The 14,976-nt window shown below is 70.7% G+C and carries 11 protein-coding genes; 4 read left to right on the forward strand and 7 right to left on the reverse strand.

The genetic code is table 11. The features are described 5' to 3' along the window. Positions 1-90 precede the first annotated feature (90 nt). Positions 91-2,544, reverse strand: coding sequence for a transglycosylase domain-containing protein (locus tag AB0M11_RS35510; protein WP_365712278.1), 2,454 nt, complete (start codon positions 2,542-2,544; stop codon positions 91-93). A 599-nt stretch (positions 2,545-3,143) separates the two neighbouring features. Here AB0M11_RS35510 and AB0M11_RS35515 point away from each other — a divergent pair. From AB0M11_RS35515 to AB0M11_RS35525, 3 genes are read left to right on the forward strand one after another with little or no spacing between them, the layout of a single operon-like run. After that, entirely contained in the window at positions 3,144-3,668 is a 525-nt protein-coding gene (locus AB0M11_RS35515; RefSeq protein WP_365712279.1) for a PadR family transcriptional regulator, read from the forward strand. After that, positions 3,665-4,354, forward strand: a complete 690-nt coding sequence (locus AB0M11_RS35520) for an ABC transporter ATP-binding protein (RefSeq protein ID WP_365712280.1) — start codon at positions 3,665-3,667, stop codon at positions 4,352-4,354. The genes AB0M11_RS35515 and AB0M11_RS35520 overlap by 4 nt, the downstream gene beginning before the upstream one ends. Next, positions 4,351-6,699, forward strand: coding sequence for an FtsX-like permease family protein (locus AB0M11_RS35525; RefSeq protein WP_365712281.1), 2,349 nt, complete (start codon positions 4,351-4,353; stop codon positions 6,697-6,699). Before AB0M11_RS35520 ends, AB0M11_RS35525 begins: the two co-directional genes overlap by 4 nt. 162 nt (positions 6,700-6,861) lie before the next feature. Here the strand turns inward: AB0M11_RS35525 and AB0M11_RS35530 are convergent, their stop codons facing one another. The 5 genes from AB0M11_RS35530 to AB0M11_RS35550 all read right to left on the reverse strand — a co-directional run bounded on the left by AB0M11_RS35530 (position 6,862) and on the right by AB0M11_RS35550 (position 13,935). Next, positions 6,862-8,301, reverse strand: coding sequence for an AI-2E family transporter (locus AB0M11_RS35530; protein ID WP_365712282.1), 1,440 nt, complete (start codon positions 8,299-8,301; stop codon positions 6,862-6,864). A gap of 214 nt (positions 8,302-8,515) precedes the next feature. Further along, positions 8,516-9,205 carry a lytic transglycosylase domain-containing protein gene (locus AB0M11_RS35535; protein WP_365712284.1) on the reverse strand — a complete coding sequence of 230 codons (690 nt, stop codon included), beginning with the start codon at positions 9,203-9,205 and terminating at the stop codon, positions 8,516-8,518. Positions 9,206-9,631: 426 nt separating this feature from the next. Then, positions 9,632-10,957, reverse strand: a complete 1,326-nt coding sequence (locus AB0M11_RS35540; protein WP_351959517.1) for a PhoH family protein — start codon at positions 10,955-10,957, stop codon at positions 9,632-9,634. A 436-nt stretch (positions 10,958-11,393) separates the two neighbouring features. After that, complete coding sequence (locus tag AB0M11_RS35545) at positions 11,394-12,167, reverse strand: isoprenyl transferase (protein ID WP_365712286.1); 774 nt, start codon at positions 12,165-12,167, stop codon at positions 11,394-11,396. Positions 12,168-13,137: 970 nt separating this feature from the next. Beyond that, on the reverse strand, positions 13,138-13,935 hold the full coding sequence (locus tag AB0M11_RS35550; protein WP_365712287.1) for a methyltransferase domain-containing protein: 798 nt from the start codon (positions 13,933-13,935) through the stop codon (positions 13,138-13,140). A gap of 52 nt (positions 13,936-13,987) precedes the next feature. Between AB0M11_RS35550 and AB0M11_RS35555 the strand changes: the two genes are divergently transcribed. Continuing rightward, positions 13,988-14,485, forward strand: coding sequence for a DinB family protein (locus AB0M11_RS35555; RefSeq protein WP_365712288.1), 498 nt, complete (start codon positions 13,988-13,990; stop codon positions 14,483-14,485). Here the strand turns inward: AB0M11_RS35555 and AB0M11_RS35560 are convergent. Next, a complete protein-coding gene (locus AB0M11_RS35560) occupies positions 14,482-14,976 on the reverse strand; it encodes a GNAT family N-acetyltransferase (RefSeq protein ID WP_365712289.1) in 495 nt (164 codons plus the stop codon). The genes AB0M11_RS35555 and AB0M11_RS35560 overlap by 4 nt on opposite strands.

Consider the following 14,976-nt stretch of genomic DNA (forward strand, 5'->3'; position numbering starts at 1 on the left):
CGCCGGCCCCCCCGCGGGCGCGGGGGCCCCCGCGCGCGCCCCCACGCGCGCGCCGCCCCCGCCCCAGCCCGGGGCGCGCCCGCGGCTCTGCTACTGGCCGCCCGCCGGGTCCAGCGGGTTGTCGGTGATGCCGCCCGTCGGGGTCTGGGACGGGGTCTGGGACGGGGTCTGCGACGGGGGCGCGGACTTCGTCGGGGTCTGGGACGGACTCTGGGACGGACTCTGGGCCGGCGGTGAAGCCGACTTCGACGGGGTCGAGCTCGGCGTCTGGGACGGCGTCTCGGACGGGGTCGAGCTGATGCTCGGGGACTCCGTCGGCTTGACGGCCGCGCCCAGCTCGGTGTTCAGGTCGAACTTGGCCTTCTTCGTGACGCCGAAGGTGTACGCCGCCCAGATCTGCGCCGGGTAACCGCCACCGTTGATCCGGCCGGTGCCGGGGATCAGGCCGGTGGCGCCGGTGAGGGACACCTGGTTGTGGGTCTTGGCGTCCTCGCCGAACAGGCCGACCGACGTCACCAGGTCGGGCGTGTACCCGGTGAACCAGGCCGACTTGTTGTTGTCGGACGTACCCGTCTTGCCGGCCACCTGCTGGCCCCTGCGCAGCGGGTTCTGGGCCACCGACACCTTGGCCGTACCGTCGTCGACCACGCCGGTCAGCACGGACGTCACCTGGTCGGCCGCCTCCCGGCTGACCACCTGTTCGCCGACCGGGTTCGGCAGGTCGACCTTGCGGCCGGTCTTCTCCGCCGACGCGAGGATCGACGGGGTGACCTTCTGACCGTGGTTGTCGAGGGTCGCGTACACCCCCGCCATCTCCAGCGGGCTCGCGCCCATCGTGCCCAGGGTCATCGCGGGCACCGCCTGGAGGCCCTCGGTGTCCAGACCGAGGTCGTCGGCAGTCTTCAGCACGTTCTTCATGCCGACGTCCACACCCATCTGCGCGAACACCGAGTTGACGGACTTGTTCATCGCCGTCTGCACGGTGATCTTGCCGTAGTCCGCGTCGTCCTCGTTCGGCGGTGCGAAGGCGATGTCGCTGCCCTTGACCGGACGTCCGCTGGTGCCGTCGTAGATGGTGTTGGCGTTGATGTCCTTGCCGTCCTGCGTCTTGGCGTCCTGGTCCAGCGCGGCGGCGAGGATGATCGGCTTGAAGGTGGACGCCGGCTGGTAGTCGGCGCGGGTGGCGTTGTCGGTGTAGTGCTTGTAGTAGTCCACGCCGCCGTACATGGCGACGATCTTGCCGGTCTTGGGATCGACGGAGACGGCGCCGGCCTGGACGTTCTTGTCGACCTTGCGCTTCTTGCCGTCGAGCTTGCTGGTGAGCTGGCTCTTGACGGCCGCCTCCAGCTTCTTCTGCCTCTTCGGGTCGATGTTCAGGGTGATCGTCCAGCCCTGGTCGACGACGAGGGCCTCCGCCTCGGAGCGGGTGATCCCCTGCTCCTTCATCAGCTGGTTCTCCAGCTGGGTGTTGGCCAGTTCGACCAGGTAGCCCTTCTGGCCGTCCAGGCCGGACGCGGCCTTGGGTTCCTTGGGCACCGGGAACGTCATGGCGTCCCGCTTGGACTTGTCCAGCCAGCCCTGCTTGACCATGTTGTCCAGGACGTAGTTCCAGCGTGCCGTCACCAGCTTCTTGCCGATGGGGCCCGCCACCGCCCAGTCGTACTGGCTGGGCGCCTGGAGCAGCGCGGCCAGGTAGGCGCCCTGCTGGACCGAGAGCTTCTCGGCGTCGACGTGGTAGTAGGCCTGGGCGGCGGCCTGGATGCCGTAGGCGCCGCGGCCGTAGTAGCTGGTGTTGATGTAGCCCGCGAGGATGTAGTCCTTGGACTTCTCGCGGTCCACCTTGAGCGTGATGACCAGTTCCTTCAGCTTGCGCGTGATGGTCTGGTTCTGGTCGAGGTAGTAGTTCTTGACGTACTGCTGGGTGATCGTCGAACCGCCCTGGGTGCCGCGGCCCATCGCCGTGTTGTAGAGGCCGCGGGCCATGCCCCTGAGGTCGATGCCGTTGTCGTTGTAGAAGGTCTTGTTCTCCGCGGCGACGAAGGTGTGCTGGACGTCCTTCGGGACCTTGGAGAGGTCGACGATCTCGCGGTTGACGGTGCCCTTGCGGGCCAGGACCGTGCCGTCGCTGTACTTGTAGACGTTGCTCTGCGTCTGCGCGAGCGCGTTGCCCGCCGGGATGCTGACCATCATGTACAGCGCGATGAAGGAGCCGATGCCCAGCAGACAGACGGTGAAGAACGCGCCGAGCATCTTCTTCCAGGTGAACAGCGCGCGTATCCGGCCCTTGGCGGGCTTGCCCGGCGCACCCGGCTTTCCGGGCGGAGCGGACCTGCCCGGCTTCCTGGCGGCGGCCCGGCGGCGCTCCGCGCGGGTCGCGCCCTCGGCCGCCTGGGCGGCCGCGGCGTCGGGTGACTCGACCGTGGCCGTGGTGCCGCTCGCCGCCCTCGTCGGCGTCTCGGTCTCGGCAGGCTGGGGCGTGCGGTTCCGGGGCGCAGCGCGGCGGCCGCCGCGCTGCCGCGCTCTTCTCTCGTCCGCTCGTCCCATGAGTCCGTCCGCTCCGCTTCGTCTCGGCTGTCACACGTGTGTACGGGTGTCACACAGGCACGTGGCTCAAGTCAGTCCAGAAAGCTAACACCGCTCTCTATGACAAAGCGCGCACGATCTGCCCCTTTTCGGACGTGACAATCAGCACCCCCGCCCAACGGAACCGACGAACGGAGGGGGCGCAGGGTTGCCCGGTGCCGCAAGTGATATCACTTTGATATAACAAACCCCGGCCCCATATGGACAATTGGCACGGACAGGTGCAGTCCCGACCCGGCGCCGCCGCCGGGCAGCCCGGCGGCGTGCAGGGATCCGCTGACTCCTCCCCGAGCGACGGCCATCCGGCCGCCGGCCACCGGCCGGACCGGCCGCGCCGGAAGTCCCCGCGGCGGCCACCCCGGCGCGAGCACGACGCCCCCACCGCGCCACCGAGGCGGATCCGGTCGCCGCCCCGAACCCCACCGCCGCCATGCGGTGCTGTCGCAGAACCGTGACAATCGGCCCCCACCTGCGCCGGCGCACAGCATGTACACAGCGGGCAATGATCCCCACACGGCGTGTATACACCCGGCGTATACACCGTGTGTAGAGTGCTCGGCATGTCCATCGGTCACACCCTCCTGGGGCTCCTGGAGTCCGGCCCGCGCCACGGTTACGACCTGAAGCGGGCCTTCGACGAGAAGTTCGGTCACGACCGGCCGCTGCACTACGGCCAGGTGTACTCGACGATGTCCCGGCTGCTGAAGAACGGGCTCGTGGAAGTCGACGGCATCGAGGCCGGCGGCGGACCCGAGCGCAAGCGGTACGCCATCACCGACGCCGGTGTCACCGACGTCGAGCGGTGGCTGGCCACCCCCGAGAAGCCGGCGGAGTACCTCCAGTCGACCCTGTACACCAAGGTCGTGCTCGCGCTGCTGACGCACCGGAACGCCGCTGACATCCTGGACAGCCAGCGCTCCGAGCACCTGCGCAGCATGCGCATCCTCACCGACCGCAAGCGCCACGGCGACCTCGCGGACCAGCTCGTCTGCGACCACGCCCTGTTCCACCTGGAGGCGGACCTGCGCTGGCTGGAACTGACCGCGGCCCGGCTCGACAAGCTCCGTGCGGAGGTGGCCAGGTGAACGCCCCCGCCGGTTCGCTGCTCACGGCCGAGGGCCTGCGCAAGGCGTACGGCCCGACCGTCGCCCTCGACGGCGCCGAGTTCTCCATCCACCCGGGCGAGGTCGTCGCCGTGATGGGCCCCTCAGGGTCCGGCAAGTCGACGCTGCTGCACTGCCTCGCCGGGATCGTCCCGCCCGACGCCGGTTCGATCAGGTACGCCGGGCGGGAGATGGCGACCATGAACGACGTCGAGCGCAGCGCCCTGCGGCGCAGCGAGTTCGGTTTCGTCTTCCAGTTCGGGCAGCTGGTGCCCGAACTGACCTGCGTGGAGAACATCGCGCTGCCGCTGCGGCTGAACGGCACCTCCCGCAAGGAGGCCGAGCGGGCCGCGCTGGGCTGGATGGAGCGCCTGGAGGTCGACGACCTCGCGAAGAAGCGTCCCGGTGAGGTCTCCGGCGGTCAGGGGCAGCGGGTCGCGGTGGCCCGCTCACTGGTGACCGGGCCACGGGTGGTGTTCGCGGACGAGCCGACCGGGGCGCTCGACTCGCTCAACGGCGAGCGCGTGATGGAGCTGCTGACGGACGCCGCCCGCTCCACCAACGCGGCCGTCGTCCTCGTCACCCACGAGGCCCGGGTGGCCGCCTACTCCGACCGCGAGATCGTCGTACGGGACGGGAAGTCGCGGGACATGGAGCGGGCGGTATGAGGGTCCGGCAGTCGACGAGGGATCTGGCCATGGGGGTCCGGTTCGCCTTCGCGGGCGGCCGTGAGGGCTGGTTCCGGGCCGCGATGACGGCGGTCGGCGTGGGCCTGGGGGTGGCGCTGCTGCTGCTCACCACCGCCATCCCGAACGCGCTGTCCGTGCGCCACCAGCGCGATGTGGCGCGGGCGGACTACACCTACGTCTTCGGCCACCCCATGAAGCCCGGCGAGAAGACGTTCGTGATCGCGGACATCGACACCCCCTACCGCGGCGCCGACATACGCGGCCGGATCGTCCAGCGGGAGGGTGCGAAGGCACCGGTGCCCCCCGGGCTCACCCGGTATCCGGCACCCGGCGAGATGGCCGTCTCGCCCGCCCTGAAGCGGCTGCTCGACTCCCCCGACGGAGCGCTGCTGCGCGCCCGGCTGCCGTACCGGATCACCGCCACCATCGCGGAGAGCGGGCTGACCGGCTCCCAGGAACTCGCCTACTACGCGGGCTCCGACAACCTCGCCGCCCACATCAACCCGCCGGACGTGGCCCGGATCGACCACTTCGGCAGCCCCCGGTCGCCGGACACGGAGAACGACCCGGTCCTCACCCTGCTCGTCCTCGTGGTCTTCGTGATCCTGCTGATGCCGGTCGCCGTGTTCGTCGCGGCCGCCGTCCGCTTCGGCGGCGAGCGCCGCGACCGGCGGCTGGCCGCGCTGCGGCTGGTCGGCTCCGACGGGCGGATGGTGCGGCGGATCGCGGCCGGCGAGGCGATGGCGGGCGCGCTGCTCGGCCTGGTCCTCGGCCTCGGCTTCTTCCTGATCGGCCGCCGGCTCGCGGGGAACGCCGAGGTGTTCGGCATCAGCGTCTTCCCGAGCTATCTCGACCCGTCCCCTGTGCTGGCCCTGCTGGTGGCGGTCGCCGTCCCGGCGGCGGCCGTGCTGGTGACCATGTTCACGCTGCGCGGGGTGGTCATCGAGCCGCTCGGCGTGGTGCGCACGGCGAAGCCCGCCCGGCGCCGGCTGTGGTGGCGGCTGCTGCTCCCGGTGGCCGGCCTGGCGGCGCTCTACCCGATGGTCGGGCAGGGCCGCGGCGACGGCGACTTCAACCAGTACCTGGTGACCGGCGGCGTCCTGCTCCTCCTGGTCGGCATCACGGCGCTGCTGCCGTGGGTCGTGGAGGCGGTCGTCGGCCGGCTCGGCCGGGGTGCCGTCGCCTGGCAGCTCGCGGTCCGCAGGCTCCAGTTGAGCAGCGGCACGGCGGCCCGCATGGTCAACGGCATCGCGGTGGCGGTGGCCGGGGCGATCGCGCTCCAGATGGTCTTCGCCGGGGTCGAGGCGGACTACACCAAACAGACGACCAACGACCTCGACCGCGCGCAGATGTCGGTGCAGGTGCCGACCGGCGTGTCGGTGCCCGAGGTGGCCCGGGCCATGACGGCCACCAAGGGCGTGCTGAAGGTGGTCTCGATCGCCGACGGCGAGGTCGGCGACCGGAGCAAGGATCCCAGCCGCACCGCTTCGGTGAGCGTCGGCAGTTGTGCCTCGCTGCGCGAGATCGCGGTGCTGCCGTCCTGTCACGACGGCGACGCCTTCGTGGTGCGGGGCGCCGACTCCGACTCCGAGACGACGAAGCTGCTCGCCGCCGGGGAGAAGCACGGCCGGACGCTGTACTTCGACCCCGCCTACAGCGGGGACGCGGACGGCCCGGCGACCCGCTGGACGGTACCGGCGGGGCTGCGGCAGGCACAGACCCGTGAGGACCCCACCGGCGACAAGCGCGGCGGTTTCCTGCTCACCCCGGGCGCACTGCCCCACGCCGCCAGCACGGCCGTGCGGGGCGTGGTCTACCTGTCCATCGACTCCGGGGTCCGCGACGCCCACGAGTACGTGATCGACACGGCGGTGCGGATCGATCCGCTGATGCACGCGGAGACGCTGACCTCGGTCGAGCGCAACAGCCAGTTCGAGTCCATCCGCACCGGGCTGTTCGTCGGCGCGGCCGCCGTACTGGCGCTGATCGGCGCGAGTCTGCTGGTCGGTCAGCTGGAGCAGTTGCGCGAGCGCAAGAAGCTGCTGTCGGCCCTGGTCGCCTTCGGCACCCGGCGCCGCACGCTGAGCCTGTCGGTGCTGTGGCAGACGGCGATCCCGGTCGGGCTGGGTCTGCTGCTGGCCGGCGTGGTGGGGCTGACGCTGGGCACGGTGCTGCTGAAGATGGTCGGCGCCACGGTGCGCGTGGACTGGCCCGACGTGCTGGCGATGACCGGCTTCGGCGCGGCGGTCGTCCTCGCGGTGACCCTGCTCAGCCTGCCGCCTCTGCTGCGGCTGATGCGCCCGGACGGCCTGCGCACGGAATGAGAGGCAGCGGTGGAGCAGCCGCTGTCGCCCCGAAGGCCCCGTTCACCCCTGGTGGGCGGGGCCTCCCGCGTCCCCGGGGGCCGCGCCCCCGGGCCCCCTTCGGCCTGAACGGCCTTGTCCTCAAACGCCGGACGGGCTGAATCGGGTGGCTGATCGCCGTCCTCACGAGCCGGGCGGGCTGAGTCTGGACGGCTCGGCGCCGCCGTCAAGCGCCGGACCCGGCGAATTCGGTGGCCCGTCGGCATCGTCAGGAACCGGGCGGGGTGAGTTGGGTGGTTGGTCGGCGTCCTCAGGAGCCTGGCGGGGTGGATCGTGGGGCCGGTCGGGGTCGTCGGGTTCGGTGGTCTCGTAGCGGTCGTGGGTGTAGTGGTGCAGATAGCTGACCACCGTGTTGGTCACCGCCACCAGCGGCACCGCGACCACCGCGCCGCCGATGCCCGCGACCATTCCGCCGGCCGCGACCGTGAGGACCACCGCGAGGGGGTGCACCCGGACCGCGCGCCCGAGGATGAAGGGCTGGAGGATGTGGCCCTCGATCTGCTGGACCGCGAGGACGACGGCCAGGGTCATGACCGCGGTGAAGACGCCCTGGGTGACCAGCGCCACGATCACCGCCAACGCGCCGGAGGCGACGGCGCCGACGAGCGGGATGAAGGAGAACAGGAAGATGAAGACGGCCAGCGGGACCGCCATCGGGACGTCCAGGAAGTAGATGCCGATGCCGATGAAGACGGCGTCGATGAGGGCGACCAGGACCGTGCCCCGCACGTAGGCGGTGAGCGTGCGCCAGGCCCGCGGGCCCGCACCGGCCACCCCCTCACGCGCGGCGGACGGCACGAGCTTCAGGAACCACTGCCAGATGCGCGCGCCGTCGTACAGCAGGAAGAGCGTGGAGAAGAAGACCAGAAGGATGCCGGTCAGGGCCTCCACGATCACCTGGACGCCCTCCAGGCCGAACGAGGTGATCTGGTCGGTGTTGGCGCCGATCGCCTCGCGGAGGTTCTTGGCGATCTGGTTGATCTGTTTGTCGGTGACGTGGAAGGGGCTCTTCAGCAGCCAGTTGCGCAGGTCGTCGATGCCGTTCTGGACCTGGCTGGAGAGCGTGTCGATGTTCTCCATGACCTGCCAGGTGACGAACCAGCCCATCAGGCCGATCACCACGAAGCCGGAGATGGCGGTGAGCGCGGTGGCCGGGCCGCGGGGCATGCCGTAGCGGCACAGCCGGGCGACCGTCGGCTGGAGCAGGGCGGTGATCAGCAGCGCGATGACGAAGGCGAACACGACGAGCTGCACGGCGCTGATGACCCGCATCAGGATCCAGACCGTGCCCGCCAGCACCAGCAGCCGCCAGCCGGCCTCGGCGGCGACCCGCACGCCCCACGGGATGGCCGTCACCGGGTCGGGACGCGGCACCGGCTTCCGGACGGGCACGGGGGCCGGCGGGTCCGCGGCCGGGGCGGGGGCCGGAACGGACACGGCCGGAGCCGACGGCTCCGGCTCGGCGTGCTCCCGCTCCACCTCGGCCCGGCGCTCGTCCAACCGCTCGCCCATCTCGGTCAGTCCGGCCCCGATACGGCCGAGCCACTCAGGCACGCGCGACATGATCCGCCCTCTCCCCACCACTCCCCCCTGGAGTCGTCCGCAACGACCGTACAGGGCGACAGCCCCTCCCCCTAGGACGGGGAGGGGCTGCCGAGGGTTGAGAGAGGGGCCCGCCACAGACTTTCAGGGGCGCGGGGAACCGCGCGACCAGCCACACACGGCCCGCAGACGACCACGGACCGCGGCGCCGCTGTCGGCTGACCCGGCCGAGCGCCTAGTACCAGTGGTTGGCCTGCCAGAACGACCAGGCCTGGCACGGGCTGCCGTACCGGGAGTCCATGTAGTTCAGGCCCCACTTGATCTGCGTGGCCGGGTTGGTCTGCCAGTCGGCGCCCGCGGAGGACATCTTGGAGCCGGGCAGGGCCTGGAAGAGACCGTAGGCGCCGGAGGAGGCGTTGACCGCCCGGTAGTTCCAGCTGGACTCGTGGTCCACGATGTTGCTGAAGCACTGGTACTGGCCGGCTGCCACCATCTGCTGCGCCATCGCCTGGATCTGCGCCACGGTGTACGAGCTCTGGACCGGGAAGCTGGACGCGGAGGAGCGGCTGGCCGCCTGCTTCGCCTCGGCGCGCTCCTTGGCCTCCTTCGCGGCCTTCTCCGCCTGGGCCTTCTTGGCCTCGGCGGTCTTGGCCGCGGCCACTCGGGCGGCCTGCTCGGCGTCCTTCTTGGCGGACGCGTCCGCCTGGATCGCCACGGCGTCGGCCTGCTGCGTCAGCGACGCGGTCTGCACCTGGGCCTGCTGGCCCGCGGGCAGGTCCGCGAGGAGCGTGGTGTCGGCTGCCGTAGCCTCAGCGTCGTTGTTCGGCTGGGCAACACTGCCCGAGGCGACGCCCACGACGCTTCCGACGGCGGTGACCGCGGTGGCCGAGGCCACTGCGAATCCCCGGACCGAGATCCGGCTCACACGGTTTCCTTCCAGCATCGCCCGCTTCGGTGACCCTGGCGGACGCAATCGTGCCCCTGACACTGGTCTCCTCACTACTGGGTCACGGGAGACACGGGCCCGGTGGGCAACTCCTCGCTGGGAGCGCCGCGTGGTGCTCGGGCGGCATACGACGTCGCTATGGAATTAGCAGTGATGCTTCTGTTGTTCCGTACCGCTGGGGGTACAGGTGTGTCGTATGCGGGGCCTGACAGGAATGAGACTCTGCCGTAACCCGACGCCGGGTGGCAATTCAGAGTTGCGTGTGAAAGCTCACATCCGGTTTCTCCCTGCGGATTTGAGGAAACCGCCACGCACGAAGACGCCGCCCGGCTAGGCTCGGGGCCTTTGCCGGGCGGCGCCAACGGAGTGATTGTCACCCCATATTGGACACTCCGATCAGATGGTTCAGATGTGTCCGTCCTCCAGCATTTCGGTCACCAGTGCGGCGATCTGGGACCTCTCGGACCGGGTGAGGGTGACATGCGCGAAGAGCGGATGCCCCTTCAGCTTCTCGACCACGGCGACCACACCGTCGTAACGGCCCACCCGCAGGTTGTCCCTTTGCGCCACGTCGTGGGTCAGAACCACCCGTGAGTTCGCCCCGATCCGGGACAGAACGGTCAGCAGGACGTTCCGTTCCAGCGACTGCGCCTCGTCCACGATCACGAAGGCGTCGTGCAGGGAGCGGCCGCGGATGTGGGTGAGCGGCAGCACCTCCAGCATCCCGCGGGCGGTGACCTCCTCGATGACCTCGCGACTGGTGACCGCCGAGAGGGTGTCGAAGACCGCCTGCGCCCAGGGGCTCATCTTCTCCGCCTCGGAGCCCGGCAGATAGCCGAGTTCCTGCCCGCCGACCGCGTACAGCGGACGGAAGACCATCACCTTCTGGTGCTGGCGGCGCTCCAGGACCGCCTCCAGGCCCGCGCACAGCGCCAGCGCGCTCTTGCCGGTGCCGGCCCGGCCGCCCATCGACACGATCCCGACGTCCGGGTCGAGCAGCAGGTCGAGCGCGATGCGCTGCTCGGCGCTGCGGCCCTTGATGCCGAACGCCTCGCGGTCGCCGCGCACCAGGCGGATGTTGCCCTCCGCCGTCACCCGGCCGAGCGCCTTGCCGCGCTCGGACTGGATGGTCAGGCCGGTGTGCACGGGGAGGTCGGAGGCCTCCGGGACGTAGACATGGCCCTCCTCGAAGAGGATGTCCACCTGTTCGCCGGGCAGGGTCAGTTCGGACATTCCGGTCCAGCCGGAGGAGTCCGTGATGGCGAGTTCGGCGCGGTACTCCTCGGCGAGGAGGCCGACCGACGAGGCCTTGATCCTGAGCGGGAGGTCCTTCGACACGACGGTGACGTCGTACCCCTCGGCCTGCAGGTTGCGGGCGACCGCGAGGATGCGGGAGTCGTTGTCCCCCAGGCGGTAGCCGCTCGGCAGGACACTGGGGTCCGAGTGGTTGAGCTCGACACGGATGGTGCCGCCGAGGTCGCCGATCGGGATGGGGGCATCGAGGCGGCCGTGCCGGACCCGGTAGTCGTCGAGCAGGCGCAGCGCCTGCCGGGCGAAGTAACCGAGTTCGGGATGGTGCCGCTTGGCCTCCAGTTCCGTGACCACGACGATCGGCAGCACGACCTCGTGCTCCTCGAAGCGGGTCATGGCGTTCGGGTCGGCCAGCAGGACGCTGGTGTCGAGAACATAGGTGCGCCGGTCGGACTTGCGGCGCGCTGTGCTGGTCACCACGGAAGGACGTACCCCCTCGGATGAGGTCGGGGAGCGACGAGGACGAGAGCCGGGGTGGGCTGGGCGGGAAGGATCCCGGCCGGTCGACGGCCACCCTGCACGGGCCGAAAACCGGCCCCCCGCTGCTTCTTCCGTGCCGTGACCGCACGGTCGGGCTGGTGCAAAGGGCCTCCCGGGCGGACGGCCCCGAGCCGCCCGCTGAGAACCGATGCCCGTGGTTCGGGCATCGACCTGCTTGGCTTATGCCCTCGAACATGCGCCGCCATGCCACGGTCCGCAACGACGCGCAGGTGAACTCCGTGTTACTCGCGCCCCAATACGGGTGATTCGCGCCTCATGGGCGGGGCGGGGTCATCCACCGTGACGACGGGGTTATCCAGCGTGGTGGCGGGGGCGGGGCTCGTATGCCGTGTTGACGTCCGCCGTCACGAGGGCGTCACCCGCCGTAGCGGCGGTGCCGGGCCGCGTAGTCACGCAGGGCGCGCAGGAAGTCGACCTTGCGGAAGGCGGGCCAGAAGACCTCGCAGAAGTAGTACTCGGAGTGGGCGGTCTGCCAGAGCATGAATCCGGACAGCCGCTGCTCGCCGCTGGTGCGGATCACCAGGTCCGGGTCGGGCTGGGCGCCGGTGTAGAGGTGCCGGCCGATCATGTCGATGTCGACGGAGTCGGCGAGGTCCTCCATCGAGACGCCCTTGTCGTGGGCGTCCAGGATCATCGAGCGCACGGCGTCGGCGATCTCCTGGCGGCCGCCGTAGCCGATGGCGACGTTCACCAGTATTCCGTCGACGTGCGCGGTGGCCTCCTCGGCCTCCTTCAGCGCGGTCTGCATCGGGGAGGGCAGCAGGTCGGGGGTGCCGACGTGGTGCACACGCCAGCGGCCGTCGGCGGCCAGGGTGCGGACGACGTCCTCGATGATGCCGAGGAGGGGGACCAGCTCCTCCTTGGCGCGTTCGAAGTTGTCCGTGGACAGCAGCCAGAGAGTGACGACCTTGACGTCGGTCTCGGAGCACCAGCCGAGGAACTCCTCGATCTTCTCGGCGCCGGCGCGGTGACCGTGCACCGTGCTGGAGCCCGCGGCCTTCGCCCAGCGGCGGTTGCCGTCCATGATCACGCCGATGTGCTTGGGCACCTGAGCGTGGTCCAGGTGGCCTTCCACCCGGCGCGCGTAGAGCCTGACGAGCAGGCCGCGCAGCTTGTCGCGCAGGTTCACTTGAAGTCCGCCCCTCGTGATTCGGATGCGGGAGTCCGCGTGGAGTCCGCGTGCTTGGGGATGCGGGAGTCCGCGGGCCGAAGCCTACCCCGCTGGGAGTTGACGGGAGTTCGGCGGGGAGGGCGCCCGAGGGCGGGTGGAGCTCTGGCCGCCTGGCGGACGGGCGTCGGCGGGGCGGGCCGTCGGGGGCCGCGAGCGGCCGGGCCGTACGGGTGGGCGGGCCATCCGGGGGAGGGGGCCGCGGGTGTGCCGGGACGGGGGTGGCCGGTCGCGCTCGTGGTCGCCGGTGGGGCGGGAGCGAAGCGCGGACAAAAAACGGGCCGGTCCGTGGGGGGGAGACGGACCGGCCCGAGGGGGGGCTTCCACCATAACCCTTCGTAAGTGATGCTGCGCGCATCAGCGCGCAGCAACTACTCTCCGGAGTCGTCCGACGACGCCCCGAGGGGCCGGAATCGCTGGATTCAGGGGCCCTCGATGGCCGATTCGCAGCGGAATCCCAGGGAAAGCGGCCCCCTTCGGGGAGATCAAGGGGGTTTGAGCCGTCTTGGGGACCCCTCGGCGAGTTGCCCGCCCGTCCCCCCTACGGGCTACCCCCGGTGCGAACGACGCCTTGACGGGAGCGGGCGGGGCGTCGCGGCACCGCGCAGCCCCCTCCACTGCACGGTACCGCCCGCGCAGCTTTGCTCACGCGAATTGCCTTGGTCTGAACTTACGTGAGCCAACCGGGTGATACGAAGCGAAAGAGGTAACGATGTGGGAACGCTGTGAAGATGAGGGGTGAACAGAGAGCGTGTCCGTTCTCTTATGCACCGTTACACACCGTCGAGCGAAAGTTGACCGTATTGGCCCAGCGCATCACGACATGCCCCGGCCTGATCGTCAGGCCGTTCCCGCGTACGGGCGCGCGTTCGCAAGCCCGGACGGCGGTTCTTGGCCATTCTTCGCCGCCTGGCATTGCAAGGTGGGTGGATCACGGCCGGCGCTCCGGCTTGCGGGCGTCGAAGAGGTGCCGGGAGCTGTGCGCGACGAACGGGCCCTGGGTCTCCATCCGCTGGTGCAGGGCACGGAGTTGGGGCTCGTACTTCTCCACCGAGAAGCCGGGGACCAGCCACACCACCTTGCGCAGGAAGTGCACCACGGCCGCGATGTCGTGGAATTCCATCCGCAGCCGTTCCGCCCGCAGAGCGACGACCTCCAGCCCGGCCGCCTGAGCCGCGGCGCGCTCGCCGTCGGGGTGGCGCACGCCCCGGACGGCCTCCGGCTGCGGGCCGAGGAAGAACTCGACGAGCTCGAAGACGCTGGCGGGCCCTACGTGCTGGGCGAAGTACGTGCCGCCGGGCCGCAGGACGCGCGCGATCTCGGGCCAGTCGGGCCGCACCGGGTGCCGGCTGAGGACCAGGTCGAAGGTCTCGTCGGCGAACGGCAGCGGAGCCTCCTCGGGCGTGGCGACGACCACCGCACCGCGGGCTGCCAGCAGGGCGCTCGCCTTCGTGACGTTGGGCGGCCAGCCCTCGGTGGCGGCGAGCAGCCGGGGCCGCTGTGGGGCCGCGCTGCCGAGCGCGAAGTCGAACACCTCGCCGCCGCCGGTCTGGATGTCCAGCGCGGCGACGGCGCCGGCCAGGCGCCCGCCGGCCGCACGGGCGTACCCCCAGGAGGGGCGGGCCTCGGTGGCCCGGCCCTCGAACCAGGAGAAGTCCCATCCCTCGGTCGGCGCGGCCGCGCCCTCGGCGACGAGGTCCTCGAACGTGCGGTGCTTCTGTGCTCCCATGGTCCGCATGGTCGCAGCGGTCTGTCAGTGCCCGCTGCTAATTTCGCCCCCCATGACGACCGATCAGCAGTACACCGCCGGTGAGAAGGAAACCCTGCACGCGAGTCTGGACCGGCACCGGGACGCGGTCCTGTGGAAGCTCCGGGGCCTGGACGACGAACAGCTGCGCCGCCCGATGACCCCGTCGGGGACGAACCTGCTGGGGTTGGTGAAGCATCTGGCGTCGGTGGAGTACGGCTGGTTCGTCGAGTGCTTCGGCGAGGAGGCCGAGCCGCTGTGGTTCGACCCGGCCACCGAGGACATGACCGTCGGCCCCGGCGAGACGACGCGGCAGATCATCGACTTCTACGGCCGGGCGCGCGCCGCGGCCGACCGCGTGATCACCGGCCGCCCGCTGGAGACCCTGGGCCGGCCTTCCTGGCGCGACACCACGGTCTCGCTCCGCTGGGTCCTCGTCCACATGGCCGAGGAGACGGCACGGCACGCCGGGCACATGGACATCGTGCGGGAGCTGATCGACGGGGCGACAGGGGACCACCCCCGCGACTAGGGCCTGGCGGCGGCGGGCGCCCCGCCAGGACCGTCGCGAAGAACGAGCAGCACGAACCCCTCGTCCACGGGGTGCTCCGGGTCGTCGTACGGCACGAAGCCGCTCTTCTCCAGCAGGCGTACGGAGGCGGTGTTCTCGGCGAAGGGGTCGGCGAACAGGGGGCGCGCGGTCTCCTCCTGGAGGAAGAGGTCGAGGGCGCGGCTGCCGACGCCTCTCCCCCAGTAGGCCCGCCCGAGCCAGTATCCGGTGAACCGGCGCTCGCCCTCCCACCAGGCGACGATGTTCCCCGCGACCTCACCGTCCACGACCACGGTCCGCACCAGGCCGCTGGGATCGCCGAGCACGCGCTCCCGCCAGTGCCGCAGGAAGGCCTCCCGCGGCCGGGGCGTGAACCGCGACCGCCGGACGGCTTCCGGGTCGTGCTCGTAGGCGAGGAAGATCTCCAGGTCGTCGTCGTGCACGGGCCGCAGCCGGACGTCATCGGTCGTCAT

Origin of the sequence: Streptomyces sp. NPDC051987 (genome assembly GCF_040680735.1) — a bacterium.
Taxonomy (GTDB): Bacteria; Actinomycetota; Actinomycetes; order Streptomycetales; family Streptomycetaceae; genus Streptomyces.